The organism is Mesorhizobium sp. M0296 (genome assembly GCF_040321675.1).
Taxonomy (GTDB): domain Bacteria; phylum Pseudomonadota; class Alphaproteobacteria; order Rhizobiales; family Rhizobiaceae; genus Mesorhizobium.
Genome location: NZ_JAMYRZ010000034.1, coordinates 1 through 23,748, shown reverse-complemented (window position 1 = coordinate 23,748; position 23,748 = coordinate 1). Strand labels below are relative to the sequence as shown.

Sequence of the window (23,748 nt, the reverse complement as noted above, 5' to 3'; positions counted from 1 at the left end):
GCGACCTTCTCTTGGGCGGCGCGAGCCTATGCCCGGCGATTGGAATTCTGACCAGACTATCTGGAATGAGTTCGTGCAGGTGGACTGCCCTTATAGGGTGCGACATTGACTTCCTTTGCCCTCTTGCGTGCCTCCGCAATATCGAAGCTATTCTGCATACGCATGAGGGTTTCCATCGAGATGCCGAACGCCTTTTCGATGCGGATCGCCATTTCGGGTGAGAGGTCCGCCCGCTGGTTGAGGAGCGCTGACAGGGCGGCGCGGGTGACGCCGAGAACATCGGCGGCAGCAGTGACCGACAGGCCGAGGGGCTCGAGTACCTCGGTCTTCACAAAGCCGCCGGGATGGGCGGGGATCTTCATCCGGGTGTCGTTCATCGAGATTGTGTCCGCGTGTCAGCCGTTTTGAGAATAGTTGAGTTTGGGGGTCCCTGCGTCGTGTCCGTCGATCGTGAACGTGATCGCAGCGATGGACTCGGGCGCGAACGCTCATTGTCCTGGCCCGGCACTGGGCCGCCGCCCATCCCACAGCCAGCGACGGCGTGAAGTGCTGAGGCCCCGCCCATTTTCCCATTGAAGGAGACGATGCGCTGCGGGCTCATTGCGTCGGATGCCGTGCGGGCCATCGACTATTCCCTTCAGTGAGAAAGCGTGGGCCTGAATCGGCGACGCTTGATATGGCGGTGACTTGGAGTACCAGTGGGGGCGCATAGCGTCAAGCGACGCTTTACATGCAATCAACGCTTCATGGGTTTTGCTGGAAAGCCACAAGGTCCTTAAACCGCCCGAACGGTCGCCTTCAAAGCGATCCTGTGCGCGCTCGATAATCGTGCGTGCGGCATCGCGGTGCTTGTCAAGCCCGGCGCCATGCTCATCGAACGCCGCTCCAAGGCTGGGAACTGCCGCCGGCGATGGAGCGGATACGGCGCAAACTGAAGCCGGTCCGTGACAGCGATCGGCAGATGGTGGCGATCCTGACCGCGGTTCTCAGCGATGCCTCCCGATCAGGCGCCCGCCTCGATGGTGATATGAAGGGCGTCCAGAATCGCTCGAAGGCCTGAGAGGCGCGGCAAATCGAGCGCCGGGCTGTTCGACTCGAGCTTTGACGCAACCGCCCGATCGTAGACGGCGACACATTGCCTGTTGGTGATCCTGGACATGTAGACGACGCCGTCAAGGGTGGTTTGGTCATAGAGGGACTGGCTAAGTCGCCGGCCAGCGGCTTGCGCCTTGGCGCGCACGGCGTCGGTGGATACGCCGAGCAGGCTTGCTCCCTCGTTGCGCAGGTCCAGCAGGAAGAGCGGTCGCGGATTGCGCACGACTGCGATCGAGTATCGGTCGAGCTCCTCCTCCATGAGCAAGCGCTCAGCACTCTTCTCGAAGCGATCCCGCACGATCGTCTCGGCAAAGGCGGTCATGGGATCCTGTGCCAGGTACGGCAGTTGAAACCTGTCCCTTGGACTGGAGAAGCGGGATCGACCGGGGCCCATGCCCAGGGGAGTCGCCGCATGGACACGCCCGATGATCCTCACATAGTCTGTGACATCGGCGCTGACCGCGAGCCGCGTCAGGATAGCAGGGTCGAGCGTCATTGCGGATTGAAATAGGCCCGCGCCGTGTCAACGACCTCATCGACCCGATCCTGCTTGAGAAGATAGATCGGCTTGCGCCCGCTCAGCACCGGATTGGCCTGACGCAACCAGAGCCAGGCTACACGGTGACCGCCGGCGAGACTGACGATTGCGGAAATCCCCCGAGCAGGACGTCCATCAATGAACTGCTCGACCGGAAACACATGTTTCTTGGTGCCTTTCAGCAGCCCGATGACCTCGTCGGAATGCTGCCAACGGTGAAGAGTGGAACGCGGGATACCATAGTCGCGACTAAGCTCGCTGGCCCCGGCGACTGGACCTGCCCAGTCCTCGATCTTCCGGGCGACAGCCAACTCTCCGAGGAGGCGCTTGCCTTCCTCGGCCGAGACAATCGAACCCAGGCCCTCGCCCTTCGATGGTTCGATTGCTTCGGGCACAACGAGCTTGATTTTGCCGCGACCGGGATCGTCGCCGAAGCTCTCGACCAGGCGGCGAACACCGCGCATCAGCTCGGCCTGCCGCTTGGTGAGTTCCTGTCGTGCCTCCACCGGCAGGTTCAGGACCGCTACGGCGGCGGCACCGGCGATGTGTGCCGAAAGCGCTAGCGAACCCGACTCGAATGCCCTGTCGCTCTTCAGCGCGTTGGTCACTTTGCTCGCTACACGCTCGGCCACGCGGGCGTTGCGGTTGCGAACGAACTGCATATTTGGATTGGCCATGGACAAATCTCCATCCTTCTGCCCGTCAATATAGTCAGAGCAACAGCATTTGTCCAGTTTGTCCCATTTGCACTTTTTGCGTCGGATATCGCGGGGAGCAATCACCAGCGAACCGGCCTACGCCTTTTGGGGAACGATGAGCGTGCTTGGATGGCTGAAGCCCGTCACTTACAAGACTAAACCGGCAGCCCTGTAGTCCGCCGAGAGGACATGCGACGTGGTCAAAGCCTCGCCGTCCGCCTTATTTTCCTTTCCGGGCGTCGTACTCCTCCATCGCAAGACTTCATCGTACTGCGCTCGTCGCAGGTCCTCAACCTTCTGCCTCGTTTCCGAAATACATTCCGGGCAGGCCCGCTCCTCCAGTCCGAAATTCTCAATGAGGACCATCCGCCCCTCATCGTAATCGCAGTCGAGCAGATCCGAGGTATCTATCAACTCGGATTCGAGGGTCTCACTCACGGGGTCAGAACAAGACTAGTGCGAAATCGTACGTTTAGCTGAGAAAACGATGCTCGAGATCCGTGTTCGGTCCCAAAACGCGGCTCCAAATAGCATGTCCCAAAAGAATTTAATATTCGGCACAGGCGGCAACCTACTGAAAACATGCACAATTTCGGTTAGCGTACGATTTCGCACTAATCTTGTTCTGACCCCAAGAAGTCATTACGACGATGAAAACTTACTGCGAGTCCGGCACGTTCCAGCGGGGACAGGAGGCTGTCGCAGGGGACGCCGGCATTGCGATGTTCGGCAACACCAATCAGCCCATCGACGTCATGGTTCAGACCGGCCACCTTTTCGCCCCGATGCCCGACACCATTCGCGACGATATGGCATTCATTGATCGACTACATTTCTATCTCCCGGGCTGGGAAATTCCGCAGATGCGGAACGAACTGTTCACGGACCAATATGCGTTTCTCGTTGATTATCTCGCCGAAGCACTGCGCGAGATGCGCAAACACAATTTCACGGAGATCATCGACAGGTACTTCTCAATGGGCGCGCACCTCAACGCACGTGATCGTAAGGCCGTCCGGAAGACAGTGTCGGGCCTGATGAAGGTTCTATTTCCGCACGGCGACGTGGCTCAGGAAGAACTCTCGGAAATCCTCGAGTTATCTCTTGAAGGACGCCGCCGCGTGAAGGAGCAGCTCAAGAAGATGGGCTCCTTCGAATATTATCAGACATCGTTCAGCTACACTCTCCAGGAGACTGGAGAGGAAAAATTCGTAGGTGTGCCCGAACAAGGGGGACGCGATCTAATCTCCATGGATCCGCTTTCTCCCGGGACGGTATACACAGCGGGCGTAACGTCCGATGGAACGGTCGGCCTTTACCGCTTGGAGGTTTCAGTATCGAGCGGAACCGGGAAGTTGAAGATGGCCGGCGGAATTGCCGGTGCAATGAAAGAATCCGTCCAGCGAGCTTTCAGCTACGTCCAGGCGAAAAAGACGGAATTCGGCATTGCGCGCGATCTCGACATTTCGGACATACACGTCGAGGTAATCGACCTGCTTGGCAATCGAGTCGAGGCTGAAGTTGGGGTCGCCTTCTTTGTGGCATCCTATTCCGCACTCAGGAAAGCGCCTGTCAGCCCCGCATTGCTTGTGTTGGGAGACATGAGCGTCCAGGGGAATATCAAACCTCTTCGGTCCCTCACGGAGCCGCTTCAAGTTGCGAAGGACAACGGAGCAAAGCGCGCACTCATCCCGATCGAGAACAAGCGAAACTTCCTAGATGTGAGCGCTGATATCGTGGAAACAGGTCGACCCGATCTTCTACGGCGACCCCAGGACAGCCGCCATGAAGGTGCTCGGGAACTTATAGCCAATGAAAGGTTTTCGCCGCGCCGTTGCCCGACCCGCCGTGTCGGCGCGGCCATCGCTGAGGCGTACCTTCAGCTGCGGCGACAGAGCATCGGGCAAACGAATGTTTGGAATTCGCGCAATGCACCGCGGCAGTCGTTCCTTTGCTCATCTGGATTTCCACTATTCCGCTCAATCCGGGCCAGTCAGGAAAGCGATTGCTGTCGACAACGTGGCGCGCGCCCGATGGAAATGCTTAGGTCGGGGAAAACGGGGGGACAATATGCTCAGGCTGATTCATGAGGCGAGAGCGAAAAAGGCTGCGCAGGATGCGCTTGCGCAGATCGTGAAGGACTCGCTGCCGTCACAAGGGACGCGAAGAATCGGCTTCAAGGGCGGCAACCGCGATCGCGAACTATTCTCAGCCGGCGAAGGGGAACTTTGGGCTTCGATCAGCAAAACCCCTGAGGACACGACGATCCCGAGATACTGGAACGCGTTCGGCATCTTCGAGCCCGAACGAAAAATGCAGCTCATTGCGGTCGAGATCAACGTTCCTTCCGAAACCAACGGCTGGCAGGTCGCCGGGGCCTTCGCCGAAGACGACGAGACTGGCGACGTCCACCTGATGCACGACGGCGCGGTCGGCGGCGGGCGTCCCGGCATTGGACAGGAGGCCTTCCTGATCTCGGCGAACATCCGCATGGTCGAAGTCCTTTGCGAAGACGGTCGGATCCGTAAGGCCATACCCATCGGCAACATGTCTGACGAGGGCTTCGTCGGCCGTCTGGCGCGGTACGTCAGCAAGGTCGCGGATTTCAAGAACGCCGTTTCCGAAGGCGAACTGGATCCCGCCGAGCTGCAGAAGCGGGTCGAGGAGGCCGAGAGCTACGACAAAGAATTCTCGGGAACTAAGCGCGGCCGGCACGGCGGAACGTTCGCTTACGAGACATATCATGGCGAGATCGTCGACATGGTCGTCGCCGAAAGGCATGCGGCGCGCAAGCCGGACGAAAAGGTCTACAACACTCAGCTAATCGACTGCTACGTGCGTCGGGCCGGAAAGATCACCGAAGTCTACGAGATCAAAACGGGCGTCGGCAGGCAGCAACTCTACACCGCGATCGGGCAGTTGGTGACGCATGCTGCTACCAGCGATGCCGCGAAGTTTCTCGTTGTCCCGACTGACGAACATATGCCCCAGGGTTTCGACAAGGCCATCAAAGCGCTCGACATCACGGTCCGCGGGTTCAGGCTGTCAGGGACGAAGCGGAAGCGGATCATCGAACTGGATCCGGTCCGCACCTGATGGCCACGAAAATGAATTGGCAGCGTACGCAGCCTGGCCGCGGAGGTTTCGACGAACGCACAGCAAACGAATGGCGCAGCGGTCCGAAGCTGACTGAATTAGACCTGACAACCATGCCTGATAGCCGGTCTGCGGACCTGTTGCTGCCGCCGACCATCTACTGGTCCGTCTATCTTGCACGAGCATTCCCTGAGACGGACGAAGCCGGGCATCAGCGCTTGCAGCAGGCAGCGATCAGAACAGCCGCTGCGGTCTACAAGAGTCACGGGATCAACAGGCTGCTCTCGCGGTCACTGGCACTGTACGAGCGGGCTAGTAGATCGAAGCCATTTCCGAGCGCATACTTCGCTCTGTATTTCGATCTTGAAGCCATGAAGATCGCGCTCAATCGCCGCTTCACGCACGATCCGCTGCCACGCCGAAACCTCGCTAAGTTCTATAGATACGTGGAGGTCATGAACCGAAGCCGACGCTGCTGGAGTTCGGAGGATGACGGTTTCAACGGGTTAATGGATCGTATGTTAGGAGCACCGGGCAAGATCAGAGCGAAGGGGTTCTCCGGTCCGTGACCGTGACAACGATCATGTCGGCTTCCTGCCCGGCTGATGGGCCTCAATTGCCTCGAAAACCTTGTCCAGCCTCTCCAGGCCGATCCCGTCCACCTGAACTCCTATGATCCCGCGCAGCTCGGCCGACTCCATCCCTATGCCGCTTGCCGCCGCTCGCGCAGACGACTGTTCTACAAACAAGTGTAAGAAGCGCCTCCCTTGGCTTTGCGGCGGGGGATAACCCATCGGTTCACTCTTTGTTCTTTTCCGAAAGCGCTTGGCGAGATATAGTCTGGCGTGTCCTTCAACAGATTCCTCAGGGAGACAGCGCGCAGATGACCGTCCAGCCCACTAATACCATGCTGCAGGGGGACAGGATTCTCAATGAACCGACGATCAGCTGCCCAAGCTGCGAGACGGAAATCAAGCTCAATGAGTCGCTCGCGGCTCCGTTGATCGCCGCCACGCGCGAAGAATACGAAATGCGCCTGGCGCAGAGCAAGGCATCGATGGCTGCCAGAGAAGAGGAGCTTAAGCGCCAGCAGGCCGAGATCGCCGCCGCCAAAGAGGACATCGCCAACCAGGTGGCTGAGCAAATCAAGCTTGAGCGTGCCGGAATCGCGGTCGAGGAAGCCCGCAAGGCAAAATTGCTGCTTTCGGTAGACCTGGAGGACAAGGATAAGAAGCTTGCCGAGCTGGAGGCGACGTTGAAGGCGCGCGACGAAAAGCTCACCGAGGCCCAGCAGCAACAGGCGGAATTCCTGAAAAAGCAGCGTGCGCTTGACGATGAAAAGCGAGAGATGGCGCTGACCATCGAAAGGAAGATCCAGGAGGGGCTGAACGCCGTTCGCGTCAAGGCGAGATCAGAGGCCGAAGACGGCCTCAAAATGAAGGTCGCGGAAAAGGAAGAACAGATCGCCGGCATGCCGCGTCAGATTGAGGAGCTGAAGCGCCGTGCGGAACAGGGTTCCCAGCAGCTGCAGGGTGAAGTTCTGGAGCTTGAGCTGGAAGCCCTCATTGCCGGCCGGTTCCCGATGGACATCATTGAACCGGTTGCCAAGGGTGAGTTCGGCGGAGATGTCCTGCACCGCGTGGTCGGACCGGCCGGCCAGCCATGCGGCGCCATTTTGTGGGAATCGAAACGCACCAAGAACTGGAGCCAGGGTTGGTTGGGAAAGCTCAGGGCCGATCAGCGGGCGGCGAAGGCGGATATCGCGCTGATGATCTCGGAAGCTCTGCCTCCCGGCGTGGAAACCTTCGATCTTCTAGACGGCGTCTATGTCGCCCATCCCAAATGCGCGATACCAATCGCAATCATGCTGCGACAATCCCTTATCGAGCTGGCGAACTCCCGCCTCGCCCAGGACGGCCAAGCCACCAAAATGGAGCAGGTCTATGGCTATCTGACCGGTCCGCGGTTCCGCCACTCGCGTCGAGGCCATCGTCGAAAAGTTCTCTGATATGCAGGAGGACCTCGCAAAGGAACGCAAGACCACAACACGCTTGTGGGCCAAGCGGGAGGCTCAAATACAAGGCGTAATCGAATCGACCGTCGGGATGTACGGCGACTTGCAAGGTATCGCCGGAAAGGTGATGCAAGAAATTGAGGGCTTGGAGGTCCTGGCTATTGAAGCATCTCCGCCCGATGCCGAATAGGCAATCGGTATGCAGCTCAACAGGAAACGATTGGCAATCTGGAGCGCTTCCCCAGACGTAACCATCGGACTCCTTGGGATGGCGTAAGCCAAAGAAGCCCGCCGCACCTGAGGTAAACATCGTCGGCCGATCGCTGTGGCCGGTCAGACCGCGCTCAGAGGCACGGCAGGTAGGGGCCGATTTCGGCGCGCGGATAAAAAGGCATGTGGAGGAGAGCCGGTAATCGAGGCGGACGAGTGTCATGGAAGACGCAGTCACAAGCGAAGCTGCTGGGGCTGAGGGGCCTGTGCTGCAGCGCAAGATCATTCACGTAGATATGGACGCGTTCTATGCTTCGGTAGAGCAGCGCGACAGACCGGAACTGCGGGGCAAACCGGTCGCCGTCGGGCACGCCCTCGAACGTGGCGTGGTCGCAGCTGCCAGCTACGAGGCTCGCAAGTTCGGCGTCCACTCGGCGATGCCCTCCGTGACGGCGAGGCGCAAATGCCCTGATCTGATTTTCGTCAAACCCCGGTTCGACGTCTACAAGGCGGTCTCGCAGCAAATCCGGGAGATCTTCGCCGAGTACACGCCGCTGATCGAACCGCTTTCGCTGGACGAAGGCCTATCTCGACGTGACCGAAAACATGCAGGGGATGGCCACGGCAACCGAGATCGCCGAGGCGATCCGGGCGAAGATCAAGGCGAAGACCGGCCTTACCGCCTCAGCCGGTGTCAGCTACAACAAGTTCCTCGCCAAGATGGCCTCGCGCACAGAATTCCTGACAGTCCCGCCTCGACCCGAGACGGCTGGTCTTCATCGACGAAACCTGGATCAAGACCAACATGGCGCCGCTCTACGGCTGGGGACCGAAAGGCAAGCGTCTGCGCGGCTTTGCTCCGCATGGCCACTGGCGCACGCTGACCTTCCTCGGCGCCTTGCGGCTCGACCGGCTCGCCGCGCCCTGCGTCTTCGATGGCCCGATCAACGGCCAATGCTTCCGGGCCTATGTCGAGCAGCAGCTCGTGCCCGTGCTCGAACCCGGCGACATCGTCGTGATGGACAATCTCGGCTCGCACAAATCGGCCGCCATCGGCAAGATGATCCGCGCCGCCGGCGCCAGGCTCTGGTACCTGCCGCCATACTCCCCAGACCTCAACCCGATCGAGCAGGCCTTCGCCAAGATCAAGCACTGGATGCGAGCCGCCCAGAAGCGAACGATTGAGGAAACCTGGCGCCATATCGGCCACCTCGTCACAACCATCGAGCCACACGAATGCAGCAACTACTTCGCAAACGCTGGATACGCTTCCGTCAAAACCTGGAAGCGCTCTAGCGCCGATTTGCCGGAGATACCATCGGCATCACCCCACACTTTTTCCTGCTCCCCTTTTTGCCAAACCGCGCCGATCCGGCAACCGATACCACCTCTCTCTCGCCTCTCACTGAGTCTTATTGATCGTCACTGATAATCACTGTTGACTATCAATTCAGGATGAGTGACAAACAATGAGCCTGATAGAGGCTGATTCGAGGAGAATGAATATGGACGGTCCTGCACTTCTGATCCCAACCGCTGCACTGCCTGGGTTCACCGACACCACCCGGAACGAGCTTCTGGCCTATGTCGGTCTGATCGCGAGCAGCATGGTCGCACCGCCTACCGATGCGCGTTTGCCGACGCCGCGCGCGCTTCCGGCCATAGAGGACGGCCCGGCCGATCTGACGGTCGCGATGGCGCGGAAATTGATCGCCGAGCCGATCAGCGCAAAATCCACTGCGGCGCTTCGCGTCATCGCAGAAAGCGACACGCCCGAGTTCCACATGAAGGATGCTATCGCGGCCGCGCCTGAAACCGAAAACTACCTCGACCTGCGGGGCGCTTGGTCAGGCATTACCCGCCGGGCACGCAAAATCTTGGGCGACAGCACTGCCGATTTGGTGTGGTGGGAAGGCGAGCAAATCTATGACGACGAAGAGAACTATGTCGATCATATCGGCCGCGTCTCTTCGCTGACGCACCAGTCGCTGCGCGCCGCTTTCGGCATTCGGGGCACCGATTGACTCCGCTATTGGGGGGAATTGCGAGCCAGTCAGTTCAAAGAGCTACGACCGATGGAAACATGCCAGAGAAGCGAGCCGTAATGAAGAAGTGGAACGCATTTGTCTTGGCAATGCTGAGCAAAAAGCCGCTAAGGTGGCAGCATACTGAGGGCTCTGATTCCACCCGATCATGTACGACCATCCGTTGGCAGGACACCCCTCGAAGCACCGGCTAGTTCGGCGCTCCATCATGCGCCTGCTTCGCCATGACAGATAACCTAAGCGCCTCCTCGGGAGTGAAATGTCATCAATCCTCTTCCAAACGAAAGACTAGCTGATGATGTTTGATTCTCTCGTTATCCAGTCGCCAAAAAGAACGCCCCAAGCGCAGCGGGGATGGAACGGCTTCTTCCCATACTACGCCGGCTACCCAGAGAGCTTTGCTCGGGCACTGCTGGAGAGCGCAAATCTGTCTAAAGGATCCGTGATCCTTGACCCTTGGAATGGCAGCGGTACGACGACCTTCTCTGCATCCCAGCTTGGCTTTGCGTCTAAAGGGTTCGATCTCAACCCCACCATGATCATTGTAGCTCGGGCGCGCCTGCTGCCCCCGTCCGAGGCTGACAGTCTTGAGCCGCTTGGGCGCGAAACAGTCAAAGGCATCCGGGCCGATCAACGAATTCTACAGCCTGAAGATCCGCTCCTATGGTGGTTCGAGCCCGCAACGGCTGCGCTCATACGCGCCCTGGAGCGCCGTATTCGTAGCCAGCTGGTCGGAGAGCGCACGTCCACCCCTGATGGCGTAAGGCTCGATCACATCTCGGGTCTAGCCGCCACGTTCTACGTGGCGTTGTTCTCAGTTTGCCGGGAAATGTCGACGCCTTTCCGCTCGTCCAATCCGACTTGGCTCCGCAAGCCAAAGGCCAACGAAGCTCTCATCGCCGCGGATCGTGAAGCGATTCTCTCAGCCTTTACGGCGAATGTGAAGAACATGGCCGAGGCATTGGCCGAGTGGGATGAGGATCCTCAGAAGGATCAGGCAATCGCGGAGTTACAGCTTGCGGACACAACGTCCACGAAGCTACCGACAGGGAGCATCGACATGGTGCTGACCTCGCCTCCCTATTGCACACGGATCGATTACAGCGCGGCCACCCGTATCGAACTAGCCGTGTTGCACCCCCTCGTCGACGTGAAGATGGAAGACCTCGGCCGTCAAATGATCGGGTCAACCCGGGTTCCAAATCATGAGATTGAGGTAGACGCAGCTTGGGGATCGACCTGTGGCCAGTTTATCGCGAATCTAAAGGCGCACCCGTCGAAGGCGTCCGCCGGCTACTACTACAAGACCCATCTCGACTATTTCGAGAAGATGGCGCTCTCGCTCGCGCATCTCGCTAGGGGTCTTAAACCTGCCGGGACGGCCGTCCTGATCGTCCAGGACTCATATTATAAAAATATCCACAACGACCTTCCCAGCATTACGACGGAGATGGCGGCAGCCGCAGGCCTGCGACTGCGGCGGCGCGTCGACTTCGAGTTCAAGCGCTCCATGGCCGGCATCAATCCCCACACCCGCACCTACAAGCGCGCCGTCGGCGCGGTCGAAGCGGTGCTCTGCTTTGAGAAGAGCTAAGAGGCGATACAGCAATGACCGATGCATCTCCGTTGATCGAGTCGATCGCCGCAACGCTGAAGAAGGCGAGCACCCAATCTCTAGATCTGTCGTTCAACGAACTCTTGGACATGAGCGAGAACGGCGAACTAAACATCACGCCGGACTACCAGCGCCTGTTTCGTTGGAGCGAGGGACAGCAGTCCCGATTCATAGAATCGCTGCTCCTAGAGATGCCGGTGCCGCCCATTTTCGTCATCGAGGAAGGTGACGGATCCTATCAGCTGATAGATGGACTGCAGCGCATCTCGTCATATCTGCACATGCGTGCAAAGCTCTCGGCGCCGCATCTTGACCCGCCGGTGGCCCCTGGCGAGTTCCTGACCCTGTCGGACTGCGATATCGTTCCCGTCTTGAACGGGCTGACCTTCAACGACTTCCCTACGGCGCTGCAAATTCGCTTGAAGCGGGCTTTCATCCGTGTCGAAGTCGTCCGCAAGGAGACCGATCCGCGGTTCAAGTATCATATGTTCAAGCGGCTCAACACGGGCGGAGAGCTATTGTCTGCGCAGCAATTGCGCAACTGCACAATCCGCCTGCTGGGTGCGGTCTTTCCCGATTTTCTCATCCGCATGAGCGACGTCGATGACTTTAAGGAATGCACCAGCGGGATGACCCCGGCGCGCAAGCTGTCCGCTTTCGATCAGGAGTTGGTACTAAGATTCTTCGCACTGAAGAATCGGCGCGCTCGATTCAAGCACGAGGTCACCGACTTCCTAACCGAATACATGGAGGAGGTGGCCGACCCGCTGGAGGCGGAAACCTTCGATTACGACATCGAGGAGGCAGTGTTTCGCCGGACTTTCGCGGCGCTTCGCAAGGCGCTCGGAGATATGTCCTTCGCCATAGCATACAAAACCCGAGACAAACTGACGGCCGGCTTCGGCGCCTATCACTTCGAGGCAATCACCATCGGACTGCAGGCGGTGCTCGATCGCTTGGACTTAGACGATGACGGCGTGATTCAACGTTTGAAAGACACACTCATCGCCATCAAACTTGATGCCGTCTTTATCGAGATGACCACCGGCGGCGGCAAGAACTCGCCTGGCCCGCTGAACGATCGCATCGGCTTTGTGGAACGGCGGTTGGTCGATGCGTTCCCCGGATGACGTCTTTCAAGATCTGGAAGCGGATCGGCTTCAGCGCGAGGCCGAGCTTCGCCTGATCGAGAACATCGCAGCCAGGACCGAGGTTGAGGCCGAGCGCAACATGTTGTTCCGCTCGTTGGCCCTCCTCACCTATGCCCACCTCGAAGGCTTCTGCAAATTCGCACTGCTGGCTTACGCGGGGTCGATCAACGCCTTGGCCCTGCCCTGCCGGGAAGCGGCGTTCCCGGTGCTGGCGGCCAGCCTTGGCGATGTCTTCGCAGCCCTGCGCAACCCGAACAGCAAGGCTCCGGAATTTCGCAACGGCCTCCCAGACGACCAAGACCTTCACATGCTCTGGCGGGAACGGACCTTCGTCGAAGCCTACGAGGTGATCCTTGCCCGCACGGTGGAAATCCCCGACCGCGTAGTCGATACCAAGGCCAACCTGAATTCGGTCGTGCTGAAACGAAACCTATTCCAACTCGGTCTCGATTATCCGGCGGTCGATCGGCACCGGGGTGCCATCGACCGGCTACTGGGCGTGCGCAACGCCATCGCACACGGCGACGCCCTGCGGGTGCCGAGCGCTGACCATATTCGGCCGCCGCATTCGAAGTGATGCAGTTCGTTCAAAGCGGCGTCTTCGCTGCCCTGCGGGACGGCACGTTCCGTCGGGCCGACGCCGCTTAAGTCGCTTTCCCAAACGCTTTGATTAACACGTCCTACGCCGGCGCGGCGCTCGATCGCGCGAATTTCAGAAGCGTGGTATTGCGTGGAAGAACGTGGAATGCTATGTAAGGGCCATGAACCAGACAGTCATCACTATCCGGCAACACCTGACCAAGGTCGTAGAACAGCAGCAGACTTTGCTCGCCGCCTTCAGCGCTGCGCTCCTAGCCGGCGATCTCGCCGAGCAGGGACGGGTTGAGCCGCAGCTGCGCAAACTCTCGGCGGAGATGCAGCGGTTGAACGAAGACCTGCGGTACGCACTTGCCGATGCGACGATGACGCCGGCCCGTCCGCGCCCTCGCGCAAGCGGCAAGACCATGCGCGAGCAGGTACTGGACATCGCCGACGAGATCGGAGTGCCACTGGCGCCTTCGACGGTCAGCGAATTCAGCCAAGCCACAACCGGCATTGAGATACCTGCGTCCCGATTCGCCAGCCTGCGGCGGGACGAGGAGCGCGCTGCCCGCCGTGATCCGAGTTCCAGACCTGCGTGGGTGGCTCCGGCGCTGAGCACGGCGCGCCTAACGCCCATCCCGCGGCTGCTGACCAGTACGGCTTGGGATCTTGAGCGCCGGGTGGTGGGCGCCCGGAGCCTCCGCGTCATCCACCTTTATACGACCTTGGCGTTCGTGGACCGACTGGAGCGGCTGCAGGCCGGCGGGGCGCCCCAGGCGAGCGCTATCGAGAGCCTTGTGGTGCGTTACGCCCGCGGCGTTCCCGGCGCCGTGGCCTCGGGGCAGCCGCTGGATGGGCAAAAGGTCCGCACCGTCGTTCAGGCTGAGCTTGGCGCCATCGAAGCCGACGACCTGCAGGAGCGGCAGGACGCAGCCGCCCGACTTCGCAAATACCCTGAGCAGCAACGACTCTGGGGTCTGCCGGCTGTGATCGAAGGCGGCTCGCAGGGCGGGAGGGTCGGCGGATGAGCAATTCGGACCAGCGGGTTGCGCGCTTGCGAGGTGCCCGCCCGGCGGAAGAGCCGGGCGCACGCGGCATCGAGCGCGTTGCGCGCAACCCCGACTGTTTGCGCCTCCGTGCTGTGACCATCGCCGGACTGACGCCCGCAACGGCGGCCCAAATCCTTGGCTTTCCGGACCGCGAGGGTCAGTCGCCATTCGCGCTGACCCTTGGGCAACGCTTCGAACGACAGCTGCTGGAGAACGGCGCGGCGAACCTTTTCACGCTCTATCGGGAACGAGGCCTTCTCGGGCCCTCGGAGGCTAAGATCGTCGCGGTCGATGGTCTTGCGCCAGGGACCGACCTACGAGCCCGACGCCGGCGTGAGACGGAAACGCGCCGCTTGCTGGAAGGCAAGTTTCGCGGTGATCCGCTGGCGCCGAACCTTATCATCAAACCCCGACTGCTGGTCAGCTTGGTGGGACTGCCGCATCCGATTGAACCTGACTTCCTCATCGCGGCGGACCAGGAACCCTTCTATAGGGTGGGAGAGCTCAAATCTTATCCCGACCGAGGCGGCAAGACAGATGCGGCCGACATCCGGAGTGCCTGCCGCCAAGCCGCTGTCGGCGTCGTCGGCCTGCGCGAAGCACTGCAAAGCTTCGGAGCACGCCAACCAGAGCAGCTGGCTGTTGCCGATGCCGACCTGGTGATGCGCGTGACAGGGTTCTTCATCCCGACCCTGAGTCGCATGGCGATCGCCAGCGAGGTCGACTCGGTGGAACGCGCTATCGCCGAAGCGCCGACTAACCTCGACGATCTGGAGACTATGTTGCCAGCCGGCGCTACTCTGGACGACCCAGCCGTATTGGCCTCGGTGCCTAACAACTACCGACCGTCCTGCAAGGAACACTGCGGGCTGTGGGAGCATTGCCGTCGCCAGGCCTTGGCGGGTCGCCATCCGGTTGTGCTCGGCGACCTCGCTGCCGAACAGCTCTCTGCTGCCGGGTCAATCGATCGCGCCTTGGAGCTGATGGCGGGTTCTGGCCTCCCGCCCCTCAACGCCGCCGAGGCGACCTTGGCAGCTGAGTTGCGGACCGCGGATCAAGCCTTGCGGAGAGCCGTCGGCCATGTCTGATCTTGTAAACCTCGTGGGCCGCCTGCGCGCGTTCGATGCCGGCCGGGCCGTTCGCGCTGCGTCGCATCTGCAGATGGTCATCCAGTCGCATGCGCTGATCATCGCGCCTTTGGCGATGGCAGGCGAAGACACGACGATTCACGCGTTAGCCGTTGGCCCCGTTGGTGGCCCACCGCAAATCCGTGTGGTTCCCGATCCACGGGTACGCGAGGAGCAGTATGGGCTCATCGCCTGGCTTGGCGTAATCATCGAGGCGTACTTTCAGCGCTGCCGGCTGGCCGGCGAATTTCCGCAGATCTGGGTTTCGTCTGGAGCAGCTGCGGGCCATCTCGACATCCTGGCTGATCGATTGCGCTTCACGCGCGACAACCCGCCGATCAAGCGGGTCGGCGAACTCCTGACCTATGCGACAGAACGCTCGCCTGTGGCGGGTCAGCAAGCGCTGATGACCGCCACAGGCGCCCTTTCGGCACACTACTGCACTGGACAGCAGGAAGGCGAGGACGAGCACCTTGGCGCCTTCCTGGTCTGGCTCGACCCGCCTGCGCACGGCGACATTCGGCGTGCAGTCGAGCAGGCCGAGCGAGAGGTGATGGGCGTAAAGACCGATCCGGTCTTCGACCGTGAGCGCCTCCAGCCGCTCGTGTCAGCCTATGGCCGGGCGCGACGCGAAGGGGCGTCGGTGACCGAACAGCAGCGCAGGGCTCGCGCAATCGAAAACGAACTCATCCCTATTGTCGAGCGCATCTATCAGGCCGTTCAGCGAGCGCTCACCTTCCTGCAAGGTCAGTTCCCGGCGGCAGGCGTGTTGGACGACCTCGCCCGCCGTGAGGCCGACGAGTTCGAGAGTTTCATGCGCGGCCGTGACGAGGACGTCGCATTACCCTATCGCGACAGGCCCAAGGCGGCCGCTTTCAAGATTTCCGAGCGCGAACGTGCCGCCCAAAATGTTGAGCAGGGCGCGCTGTACGGCGACGCCCTGGCGCAAGCTCGCGGGCGGCTCGCCGGCAAGATCGTAAGCGGGCGAGTTTCGACGTGACGGCAACCAAGGTGCCAAGAAAGACCATTCATCGCTTCCACGTCGAGACCGCTCAGACCAACCTGCATCTACGGCAAGGCGATGAGATGGCGTATCTGTCCGACCCCCGTCTCAGGTGTGCGGTGGAAGGCGTTCGTCGCCATGAGGCAGTCACCCACGTGGGGTTCATCGTCACCGCCGGCATGCGCGCAGTCGGTATGCCTTCGATTGGCGCGGCGATCGAATTGGCGCCGCCGCCCCCTGATTGGAACCAACTCTATCGCGAGCGTGGCAAGATGTCCGGTAGACTAGCCGAGACGCCGTGGACCCATTCGCAAGATGCCACCGCGCCGCAGGCGACGCCCATTGCACAACCCCTCAACCTCCTGGCCGCTGTGGAGGCCCTCCGATGACGACCTCTGCCGAGCTAGCCGAGCGATCCGTCGAAGCGGTGCTCGCCACTCAGTGGACGCGAGATCCTGCCGTGGTGCTGAACTCGCCGCCCGGCGCCGGCAAGACCGGCGTTGCGGAGCGTCTTGCTGTTCAAGCGCTTGGGGTCATGGGCGAGCGGGCCATGGTCACGACCCAGACAAACGAGCAGGCCTTCGATCTTCTGCGCCGGCTCTGCGGAGGCTTCTCGCGGCTGCCGTTCTATATGATTGCCAGCGGGAAGCTGACGCCGCCTGCCAACGTCACGTCGTTGCCCAACCTCCGGGTAATCCATCGCGCGGGCGATCTGCCGGATGGCCCCTGCGTCGTCGTGGGCAACGGCGCTAAGTGGTCCTGGTTGGACGCCGATCACCGCCTTTTCGATCTGCAAATCGTCGATGAGGCCTACCAACTTCCAGACTATCGCTATCACCAGATAGCGGGCCTCGCGTCACGACAGGTCCTGATCGGCGATCCCGGCCAGATCGATCCGGTGATCCAAGCTGAGCTCGAACGCTGGCGCTGTGACCCGGCCGGCCCGCACGTACCAGCGCCACGGGCCCTGATCGAGCGTCATCCCGAAGTCCGCCAGATGAGCCTGCCGGTTTCGCGGCGCCTCGTGCGGGATACCGTCGACTTCATCCAGCCGGCCTTCTATCCTGACATGCCGTTCGTCGCCTTGGACGATGCAAGACCCCTGACCTTCGATACTCCTGGGATCGCCCCGATGGACACCCCACTTGACGCTGTAGTGGCGGGGCAAAGCTTGGTAATGGTCGAACTCCCGGCGATGATCGCCGGCGAAGTAGATCCAGATCTCGCCGCAGAAATGGTTTGGACTATCGGCCGCGTGCTAACACGTGGGGCGCGGATTCTCGACCACCAAGGAAAAGCAGTCCCGGTAACTCCGGAAATGATCGGGGTCGCCTGCGCCCATGTCGCACAGGTCAACGCCGTCCGGGAACGCCTTGGCCCAGCTCTAGCCGGGGTCTTCGTCGAGACGGCCAATCGGTTTCAAGGATTGGAGCGACCGTTGATGTTCGTCCAGCACCCCTTGTCAGGTCGATCGGACGCTACCGGCTTTCATCTAGACGCGGGTCGGCTGTGTGTCCTGCTTTCTCGCCATCGTGTGGCTTGCTGGATGTTCAGCCGTGGCGGTGTCAGTCACCAGCTACGACGTTATGCACCAACAGGAGACCGTAGCCTTGGCATCTCAGCCGACCCGGAATTTGATGGTTGGTTGGCCAACACCCGCCTTCTGCAACAGCTGGCACGTGACAACAGGGTCTACCCCGTCCCGAGCAGAAGCAGGCTCGATCGGGTCGGCTGACAACTTCAACCCTCAAGCCTTAACACGGCTGAACGAACGACCGCTTTCGGGTTGAGCCGCTTTCACGTTGAGCGACTGGAAGGCGCATTCCGGCCTTTCAGTCTGGAGATCCGAGCGTCCGCTCAAGCAGTTCTCGACGATGCAAGCGGAGTGCCTCAACGTCCGCTTCCGACTATTTGTAGCTTAAAGCTGCCGGTCCGCTTCCAGGCCCTCAAGACGCTATGACGGCCTTCCGCGGCGATTGGAATACAGACAGCCTCACACCAACCCCACCCGGAAGTCCTCCAGAACCTGAGCCAGCCCCTGCGCGCCGAGAAGTGTCAAAACGCGCTTCGGCTGAAGCTTCGGTATCGCCCGGTCGTAGATCGCGAGATTGGTCGCCCCGTTCAGGCGCGAGGGGTAAATAATCCCGTCGGGCCGAGACGAATGCTCGTTAAACGCCAGTGACCACCGGCGTGCCAGGTTCTGGCGCTGTGCCCGAACGACATCGGTGGGAATACCCATCCTGACCGCGTTGTCGTCCCTGAGGTCGACCAGGCGAAGGTCCGCCGTAGTCGTGATCTCCGCATAGCGCCGCTGGGTCAGTTCCACCTCCTCTATCGGAAGATCGTCGACAAGCCCTTCGCGGCGGTCGCGGAGCACCGTTTCTAGAAAGCACACCTTCAGTGAGTCGCCGAGATAAAGAACGCCAAACCGATTGACGTCGACACGGCGTCGAGGATCGCTGAATCGGCTCGGCGACTTCCCATATCCCAACGGATCAGGATAGGTGCTCCAGTAGATACGACAGAATGTCCGTCCCGGCGATATGGTCTCGATTTCGACGTTTGCAAGCCCGAAATCGGGTGGAGGTGGAACGCCGGGCATTCAGTCGAAATCGCCCCTGGCCATGCCTTCTGCCGCAGCCAAAACCGAGGCGTCATCGCCTTGTTGAAGGGCTCGAAGGCCCGTCCGCCCATCAAGGACGCCATGGCGCGACACCAAAAACCGATAGACGGCCCAGGCACTATTGCCCAACATGGCATGCAGCGCCGGCAATGCGCCGAAGGGACGACCGTCCCTGTCGAGTTGCCAGACAGGAAAGCGGAAACCGCGTTTGGCGCCATCGATCCCGAGCACCTGTCCGCTTTGCCGCCTGGCGTTGACCGTCACGCGCGACGTGCCGAGCAGCTTGGCAAAGGCATCCGCGCTCAGCATGTCCTCGCCGGCGACAATCTCGGCGACACGCTTGCGGCCACGCGCGCGCGCTCCGGCAAGAGCCGCCTCGAGATCGGCATCGGGCATGCCCGTGTCCTCGACGGGAAAGGTATCGTCTGAAGCGATCGGTTGCTCTTCGACCGGCGTGATCGTCTGCGCATCAGCCGCCGGATCGACCTCTACCCGGAACGATACGCGGTGGCCGATCTTGCGGCTGCGTGCGATCGCTTCCTGATAGCGTTCGAGCAATACCTTCTTGAAGTCTGCCTGTGCCGGCAGCTTTGTGGTGAAACTCAGGGCGGCGACTCCCGCATGCGATGCGGTCCCGCTATGATTGCTGCGTTTTGGAGCGGCCATGATGAGAACCTCCTGCTGTCACCAATATGGTTGCAGATCGCAAGTTCGTCAAGTTCGATAATTTCGTAAAGCTAGTAGCGAATGGCTGCGGACTAAACAATTCCCCAGGCGCGAAACCTTCCCCTCCCCGTCATCTCGCGCAGGCCAAGCTCACCGACCAGATTGAGCGCCCCCTGTTTCTTCTGAACCATGCCAGTCGAGACAACTGGCCGCGACAGCACGAGTTCGATCACATCGGCCAATTTCGAGTTGGCGCGGCGCTCGCGGAGTTTTCGCTCCATCTGGCTTTTCGCCATCACCAGCCGGTCATGCTCTTTCAACCCGGCAAGCGCTGCCTCGTGGATGGCATCGACAAAAGCCAACAACCGATCCGAGCGATTGCGCGCCCGCCGCCGCTCTCGTGGAATGTTTTTGGCGCCGAGATGCAGGCTGGCGAGATGGTTGGCGGCAAGACCTTCCTGGCGCAGCAGCGCGGCGAGCCAGGCGGCATGCTGCAGCACCTCAATGTCGGACCAGGCGTCGAGAAGCAACGCCGCGCGCAGGACGACCGGCAGATCGCGCGTCCTGGCGATAACGTCCTGCCATTCGGCCAGGCGTTCTTCTTCATTCCAGTCGAAATCGTAGATCAGGCCGTTTTGCGGCTCCGGCCGGTCACGTCATGACGTTTCCTCCTTTCGACCAGGCACGTCGGCGCCGCTCAGAATCTTTGACGAGCGTGCCAGGACAGCATCGATCTCGGCAAATTCTTCGGCCAGAAGATCGTCGTCAGCGTCATCCCGACCGTCAGCCTCAATGGGGCTGGCCCCCTCCCCGTCCCGGCTTTTTGGCCCCGATGCCGGCGTCGCGCCGCCGCGGCCGGTCAGGGCCAAAAAACCGTCGCGGCTGAGCGCCCAGTCCGGCTTTTGCGCAAAAATCCGCCGGCGGGTTCGCAGCACCGCATGCGCGCGGGTGAGTTCGTGGGTCGGCGTGCGGATGTCCATATGGGCGTCGTGCAGCACCACGTCCTCGAGGTGGACGAGCTCGCCCTCCAGCCAAAGTGCTGCGGCCGCGTCGGCAAAATGCTGGCGTTCGACAAAACCGTCGCGGACGGGAGAGCGGGCGAGCCGCTCGTCGAGGCGGACCAAAACCTCGGTCGCGCGGGAAACCGGCCCGATCAGGGTGTTCAGAGGCAGTTTGTCGAGCGTGTAAGCCATTGTTTTCATGATGGCTGATTCGCGTTAGTCAAGCTATATCGATGTTAAGTTTACTCGTGGGGGATTTTCCTTTGCGCACCTTTCACTATCGATAATGATCTCTTATCGATACTGTCATTATTTAAAATATGGGAAGTTGATTACATTCTTATTATTAATCGGGATATACGATCAGTTTAGAGGCGGCTCGCCTCTCAGAGGCGACGTTTGCAGCGGCGATCGCAGATCGAGATATTGGCGGGTTGATGCCGGGGCTTTGTCCGAAATCTGTGATCCGATTTCGGACGAAGGACGGTCAAGATGTCCGAAATATCTACGAATTTCGGACAAGCTTCATACACAAAGCGCCGCGGCTATTCGTCGAGTTCGACTCCGACGGGCTCTGGGCCGACGGCAAAGCCAGGGATGATGTGCCCCGCCAGCAGCTTTTCCTTCGACAGCAGTCCGGCGTCCTCAAGCGCCTCGAAATCCGGCAGGTCGCGCAGCGTGTCAAGACCGAACTCCTGCAGGAATTCTTTAGTCGTGACGTAGGTGTAGGGCGCGCCGGGCGTCGGGCTGCGCGGACCGGACGCAATCAGCTTCGCGCCGCGCAGATGACCGATGAGATCGCGGCTGATCTCCTTGCCGAAGAAGGAAGAAAGCTCGGCGCGGGTGATCGGCTGGAAGTACGCCACACACATCAGCACCAGCACTTCAGATTGTGTCAGATCCACGGCTCGCTCGTTTCCGCCGACCGCGGCACGGATGGCATCGGCATAGGCCGGCCGGGTCAGGTGCCGAAAACCGCCTGCGACGGCGACGAGGTCATAGGGCCGACCGCGCAGTTCTTGGCGGATGTCGTCGATGAGGAGATCAATGCTGCAGCTTTTGCCGACGATGCGGGCGAGCGTTTCGCGGTTGACCGGCTCGCTGGCCGCAAAAATCGTTGCCTCGACGCGATGCATCCATTCGCGCCAGCGGGCCTCCGGCGGCAGGTGATCCAGCTCCCGGTCAAACAGCTGGTCAGCCGATCGACGGTTATCTGACGGGCTCCCCCCTCGCCTGCGCACTGCCTCCACCATGGTCGTCAGAGCCCATAGATGCGGAACGCGGTGCGGCCGGACATCTCGCGGACGGCGCCGAACTCGACCAGCCGGTCGAACAGGCGGCGCAGCCCACGGTCGCTCATGCCTGCGATCTTTTCGGATCCCACGATCGCATCGTCGGACAGGAGCTTGTCGACAACAGCGTCCGCTGCCTTGGCCCTGAGCTTTGGCGCAACGGCAAGCAGCCGGTCCGCGCGGCGCTCGAGGTCGGCGGAAAGATCAATCGCGCGCAGCGCAGCGCGCGCCTGCGCGGCAAGCAGGCCTTTCGCACGCGCGGGATGTGTCTCAATGCTTGTCGCGACAGAGCCAGCTGCCGATCGACGCGGGCGGGCGCTTGTGCCCAAGGCCGCATCGGCGCCCAGCAGCGGCACCGCATGCGCCCAACCCAGCCGTTGCGCCAGCAGGGCATCGGCGAGCCAGGCTCCGAGGACGCGGCCGAAGCCGTGTCGTTCGGCGGCCATGAAGGCACCGTTCAGGATCCCGACCACATCGGTGCCGGCGCCGAGTTGCCGTAGCGCGGTCGACAGATCGCTAAGGGCCTCGTCGTCACGGGCGTGACCGAGATCTTCCAGCACCGCAGCGAGGTTTTTCGCCGTCAGCAATTCCTCAGCCGGCCGGGTCGCCAGCCGACGCCAGGCGAGGAGCAAAAGACCGGCGGGCCCGACATTGTCGCCCGGCCGCGTGAGCAGCACGGCGTCGCGAAGTGCTGCTTCATCCTCGACGCGGCCGGCCTGCTTTGCCGTCACCGCGGCAGCGACAAGCGCCAGCCGCTGCCGCCAGGCGCCGGCCCATCGCTCCTGCCGGCGGACCACCGCATCGAGCGCGCCGATGGTGGCGCCGGCGGCGAGCGCGACGTCCTCAACGCCTTTTCCCGCAAGGCTTTGCGCATCGGGAACCGCCCGACGTAGCCAGGCCGGCACCGTTGCCATCGGCGCGATCGAAGGTGCACCGGCAGGCGTGGCGTCGTGGCGCGGAGAGGGTTTAGGACGCAGAATCATCGACAGTACGATGAATCATGGCGGCGCTTTTGGCAACAGAAATGGACAACAAGCGCTGCGCCTGTCGTACTGACAAACCGAACGATAATGTTGCCTTATCATTCGTTGTTTACGAGGCTGGGGAACCATGGTAGAAAACGCCAGAAAGGTAGAATATTGGAGTCTTTCGTGTCCCTGAACATCAAAAATCCGGCCACCGTGGCTCTCGCCGACGAACTCGCACGCCGCCAGGGTATCAGTAAGACAGCAGCCATTCATCAGGCCCTGAGCGAGCGCTTGCATCGCTTGGGCTTTGGAGAGACCGCTCAGGAGCGTCTGCTGGCAGAATTGCGCGCCATCCGAGAAAGAGTGGCACGATTGCCTGAACTGGATAGTCGCAGCGACGAGGAGATCATCGGGTATGACGAGCATGGAATCCCTAACTGATGGTGATCGATACCTCAGCTGTTGTAGCGATCCTTCGGAGCGAGCCTGAGGCAGCAAGGCTGGAACGAGCGCTGGTCTTGGACCCAATCCGTCTGGTCCCGGCAACCTGCGTGCTCGAGGCACGCATGGTGCTGGTCAGCAGGCGCGGCGAACACGCATTGGCCGAGATCGATCTTTGGCTGCGCAAAATCGAGGCCGACATCATTCCTGTCGACTCCGAATTGGTTGATCTGGCGACCCAGGGTTGGCTGACCTACGGCAAGGGCCACCACCCGGCGGCGCTGAATTTTGCCGATTGCCTGTCATATGCTTTGGCAAAGCGTGCGGATGAACCGCTGCTTTTCATCGGCAAAGACTTCTCCCAAACGGATATCGAAGCGGCATGAGCATGGCTGGCGACGCGCAACGATCATCCGCTGCTTCCGGCGATGACGACATGCCCGACATCGTCGATATCGTCATGCAGATGGGCGATGCCGACCTAGCCTCGTCCCCTCCCCTTCCAGCCATTGCCAATCCCAGCCTGCCTGCGCA

At 60.9% G+C, this 23,748-nt stretch carries 21 protein-coding genes and 4 pseudogenes; 17 read left to right on the top strand and 8 right to left on the bottom strand.

The features are described 5' to 3' along the window. Positions 1–56: 56 nt before the first annotated feature. The 3 genes from NKI97_RS26460 to NKI97_RS26450 form a co-directional block, all read right to left on the bottom strand. A complete protein-coding gene (locus NKI97_RS26460) occupies positions 57–377 on the bottom strand; it encodes a HigA family addiction module antitoxin (protein WP_352837525.1) in 321 nt (106 codons plus the stop codon). Positions 378–1,003: 626 nt separating this feature from the next. Next, the gene (locus tag NKI97_RS26455) at positions 1,004–1,591 is read right to left on the bottom strand and encodes an RES family NAD+ phosphorylase (protein ID WP_352837522.1); all 588 of its coding nucleotides are present in this window, start codon (positions 1,589–1,591) and stop codon (positions 1,004–1,006) included. After that, on the bottom strand, positions 1,588–2,415 hold the full coding sequence (locus NKI97_RS26450; RefSeq protein ID WP_352837521.1) for an antitoxin Xre/MbcA/ParS-like domain-containing protein: 828 nt from the start codon (positions 2,413–2,415) through the stop codon (positions 1,588–1,590). The genes NKI97_RS26455 and NKI97_RS26450 overlap by 4 nt, the downstream gene beginning before the upstream one ends. A gap of 566 nt (positions 2,416–2,981) precedes the next feature. Here NKI97_RS26450 and NKI97_RS26445 point away from each other — a divergent pair. From NKI97_RS26445 to NKI97_RS26375, 15 genes and pseudogenes are all read left to right on the top strand, one after another. Further along, on the top strand, positions 2,982–4,421 hold the full coding sequence (locus NKI97_RS26445; RefSeq protein ID WP_352837518.1) for a BREX system Lon protease-like protein BrxL: 1,440 nt from the start codon (positions 2,982–2,984) through the stop codon (positions 4,419–4,421). Further along, positions 4,402–5,427, top strand: a complete 1,026-nt coding sequence (locus tag NKI97_RS26440; RefSeq protein ID WP_352837516.1) for a hypothetical protein — start codon at positions 4,402–4,404, stop codon at positions 5,425–5,427. The genes NKI97_RS26445 and NKI97_RS26440 overlap by 20 nt, the downstream gene beginning before the upstream one ends. Next, positions 5,427–5,996, top strand: coding sequence for a hypothetical protein (locus NKI97_RS26435; protein WP_352837513.1), 570 nt, complete (start codon positions 5,427–5,429; stop codon positions 5,994–5,996). The genes NKI97_RS26440 and NKI97_RS26435 overlap by 1 nt, the downstream gene beginning before the upstream one ends. Positions 5,997–6,310: 314 nt before the next feature. Then, positions 6,311–7,631, top strand: a pseudogene (locus NKI97_RS26430) (DUF2130 domain-containing protein). Positions 7,632–7,872: 241 nt separating this feature from the next. Next, positions 7,873–8,380, top strand: a pseudogene (gene dinB, locus NKI97_RS26425) (DNA polymerase IV); the annotation flags it as partial. Between the two features lie 16 nt (positions 8,381–8,396). Next, positions 8,397–8,933 (top strand): annotated as a pseudogene (locus NKI97_RS26420) (IS630 family transposase); the annotation flags it as partial. Positions 8,934–9,120: 187 nt separating this feature from the next. Next, positions 9,121–9,675: a hypothetical protein gene (locus tag NKI97_RS26415; RefSeq protein WP_352837510.1), complete on the top strand. Its 555-nt coding sequence runs from the start codon at positions 9,121–9,123 to the stop codon at positions 9,673–9,675. 316 nt (positions 9,676–9,991) lie between these two features. Then, the gene (locus NKI97_RS26410) at positions 9,992–11,290 is read left to right on the top strand and encodes a hypothetical protein (RefSeq protein ID WP_352837507.1); all 1,299 of its coding nucleotides are present in this window, start codon (positions 9,992–9,994) and stop codon (positions 11,288–11,290) included. A 14-nt stretch (positions 11,291–11,304) separates the two neighbouring features. Further along, positions 11,305–12,441 carry a DUF262 domain-containing protein gene (locus NKI97_RS26405; RefSeq protein ID WP_352837504.1) on the top strand — a complete coding sequence of 379 codons (1,137 nt, stop codon included), beginning with the start codon at positions 11,305–11,307 and terminating at the stop codon, positions 12,439–12,441. After that, positions 12,425–13,039: an MAE_28990/MAE_18760 family HEPN-like nuclease gene (locus NKI97_RS26400; protein ID WP_352837501.1), complete on the top strand. Its 615-nt coding sequence runs from the start codon at positions 12,425–12,427 to the stop codon at positions 13,037–13,039. The genes NKI97_RS26405 and NKI97_RS26400 overlap by 17 nt, the downstream gene beginning before the upstream one ends. Positions 13,040–13,223: 184 nt before the next feature. Further along, on the top strand, positions 13,224–14,072 hold the full coding sequence (locus NKI97_RS26395; RefSeq protein ID WP_352837499.1) for a hypothetical protein: 849 nt from the start codon (positions 13,224–13,226) through the stop codon (positions 14,070–14,072). Next, positions 14,069–15,181, top strand: a complete 1,113-nt coding sequence (locus NKI97_RS26390) for a hypothetical protein (protein ID WP_352837497.1) — start codon at positions 14,069–14,071, stop codon at positions 15,179–15,181. The genes NKI97_RS26395 and NKI97_RS26390 overlap by 4 nt, the downstream gene beginning before the upstream one ends. Next, entirely contained in the window at positions 15,174–16,220 is a 1,047-nt protein-coding gene (locus NKI97_RS26385; protein WP_352837494.1) for a hypothetical protein, read from the top strand. Before NKI97_RS26390 ends, NKI97_RS26385 begins: the two co-directional genes overlap by 8 nt. After that, positions 16,217–16,612 (top strand): hypothetical protein, encoded by a 396-nt coding sequence (locus NKI97_RS26380; RefSeq protein WP_352837491.1) that lies wholly within the window; start codon positions 16,217–16,219, stop codon positions 16,610–16,612. The genes NKI97_RS26385 and NKI97_RS26380 overlap by 4 nt, the downstream gene beginning before the upstream one ends. Next, positions 16,609–17,958 carry an AAA domain-containing protein gene (locus tag NKI97_RS26375; RefSeq protein WP_352837488.1) on the top strand — a complete coding sequence of 450 codons (1,350 nt, stop codon included), beginning with the start codon at positions 16,609–16,611 and terminating at the stop codon, positions 17,956–17,958. Before NKI97_RS26380 ends, NKI97_RS26375 begins: the two co-directional genes overlap by 4 nt. Before the next feature lie 258 nt (positions 17,959–18,216). On the opposite strand, the gene NKI97_RS26370 is transcribed toward NKI97_RS26375, so the two are convergent. The 5 genes and pseudogenes from NKI97_RS26370 to NKI97_RS26350 all read right to left on the bottom strand — a co-directional run bounded on the left by NKI97_RS26370 (position 18,217) and on the right by NKI97_RS26350 (position 22,788). Beyond that, on the bottom strand, positions 18,217–18,825 hold the full coding sequence (locus tag NKI97_RS26370) for an RES family NAD+ phosphorylase (RefSeq protein ID WP_352837486.1): 609 nt from the start codon (positions 18,823–18,825) through the stop codon (positions 18,217–18,219). Next, positions 18,826–19,512 (bottom strand): XRE family transcriptional regulator, encoded by a 687-nt coding sequence (locus NKI97_RS26365; protein ID WP_352837483.1) that lies wholly within the window; start codon positions 19,510–19,512, stop codon positions 18,826–18,828. It abuts the gene before it with no gap. Positions 19,513–19,604: 92 nt separating this feature from the next. Continuing rightward, positions 19,605–20,705, bottom strand: a pseudogene (locus tag NKI97_RS26360) (RHE_PE00001 family protein). Between the two features lie 353 nt (positions 20,706–21,058). After that, positions 21,059–21,766 carry an SMC-Scp complex subunit ScpB gene (gene scpB, locus NKI97_RS26355; protein ID WP_352837480.1) on the bottom strand — a complete coding sequence of 236 codons (708 nt, stop codon included), beginning with the start codon at positions 21,764–21,766 and terminating at the stop codon, positions 21,059–21,061. 5 nt (positions 21,767–21,771) lie between these two features. After that, positions 21,772–22,788 carry a DUF1403 family protein gene (locus tag NKI97_RS26350; RefSeq protein WP_352837477.1) on the bottom strand — a complete coding sequence of 339 codons (1,017 nt, stop codon included), beginning with the start codon at positions 22,786–22,788 and terminating at the stop codon, positions 21,772–21,774. A gap of 168 nt (positions 22,789–22,956) precedes the next feature. Between NKI97_RS26350 and NKI97_RS26345 the strand changes: the two genes are divergently transcribed. Together NKI97_RS26345 and NKI97_RS26340 are read left to right on the top strand one after the other, a co-directional pair. Then, entirely contained in the window at positions 22,957–23,214 is a 258-nt protein-coding gene (locus tag NKI97_RS26345; protein WP_031195575.1) for a type II toxin-antitoxin system VapB family antitoxin, read from the top strand. Further along, positions 23,214–23,600: a type II toxin-antitoxin system VapC family toxin gene (locus NKI97_RS26340; protein ID WP_352690994.1), complete on the top strand. Its 387-nt coding sequence runs from the start codon at positions 23,214–23,216 to the stop codon at positions 23,598–23,600. The genes NKI97_RS26345 and NKI97_RS26340 overlap by 1 nt, the downstream gene beginning before the upstream one ends. Positions 23,601–23,748 lie beyond the last annotated feature (148 nt).

Excerpts from the sequence above, each read along its gene's own strand:
- NKI97_RS26460 (WP_352837525.1), bottom strand. The coding sequence starts at position 377 with ATGAACGACACCCGGATGAAGATCCCCGCCCATCCCGGCGGCTTTGTG.
- NKI97_RS26455 (WP_352837522.1), bottom strand. The coding sequence starts at position 1,591 with ATGACGCTCGACCCTGCTATCCTGACGCGGCTCGCGGTCAGCGCCGAT.
- NKI97_RS26445 (WP_352837518.1), top strand. The coding sequence starts at position 2,982 with ATGAAAACTTACTGCGAGTCCGGCACGTTCCAGCGGGGACAGGAGGCT.
- NKI97_RS26440 (WP_352837516.1), top strand. The coding sequence starts at position 4,402 with ATGCTCAGGCTGATTCATGAGGCGAGAGCGAAAAAGGCTGCGCAGGAT.
- NKI97_RS26435 (WP_352837513.1), top strand. The coding sequence starts at position 5,427 with ATGGCCACGAAAATGAATTGGCAGCGTACGCAGCCTGGCCGCGGAGGT.
- NKI97_RS26415 (WP_352837510.1), top strand. The coding sequence starts at position 9,121 with ATGAGCCTGATAGAGGCTGATTCGAGGAGAATGAATATGGACGGTCCT.
- NKI97_RS26410 (WP_352837507.1), top strand. The coding sequence starts at position 9,992 with ATGATGTTTGATTCTCTCGTTATCCAGTCGCCAAAAAGAACGCCCCAA.
- NKI97_RS26405 (WP_352837504.1), top strand. The coding sequence starts at position 11,305 with ATGACCGATGCATCTCCGTTGATCGAGTCGATCGCCGCAACGCTGAAG.
- NKI97_RS26400 (WP_352837501.1), top strand. The coding sequence starts at position 12,425 with ATGCGTTCCCCGGATGACGTCTTTCAAGATCTGGAAGCGGATCGGCTT.
- NKI97_RS26395 (WP_352837499.1), top strand. The coding sequence starts at position 13,224 with ATGAACCAGACAGTCATCACTATCCGGCAACACCTGACCAAGGTCGTA.
- NKI97_RS26390 (WP_352837497.1), top strand. The coding sequence starts at position 14,069 with ATGAGCAATTCGGACCAGCGGGTTGCGCGCTTGCGAGGTGCCCGCCCG.
- NKI97_RS26385 (WP_352837494.1), top strand. The coding sequence starts at position 15,174 with ATGTCTGATCTTGTAAACCTCGTGGGCCGCCTGCGCGCGTTCGATGCC.
- NKI97_RS26375 (WP_352837488.1), top strand. The coding sequence starts at position 16,609 with ATGACGACCTCTGCCGAGCTAGCCGAGCGATCCGTCGAAGCGGTGCTC.
- NKI97_RS26370 (WP_352837486.1), bottom strand. The coding sequence starts at position 18,825 with ATGCCCGGCGTTCCACCTCCACCCGATTTCGGGCTTGCAAACGTCGAA.
- NKI97_RS26365 (WP_352837483.1), bottom strand. The coding sequence starts at position 19,512 with ATGGCCGCTCCAAAACGCAGCAATCATAGCGGGACCGCATCGCATGCG.
- scpB (WP_352837480.1), bottom strand. The coding sequence starts at position 21,766 with ATGGTGGAGGCAGTGCGCAGGCGAGGGGGGAGCCCGTCAGATAACCGT.
- NKI97_RS26350 (WP_352837477.1), bottom strand. The coding sequence starts at position 22,788 with ATGATTCTGCGTCCTAAACCCTCTCCGCGCCACGACGCCACGCCTGCC.
- NKI97_RS26340 (WP_352690994.1), top strand. The coding sequence starts at position 23,214 with ATGGTGATCGATACCTCAGCTGTTGTAGCGATCCTTCGGAGCGAGCCT.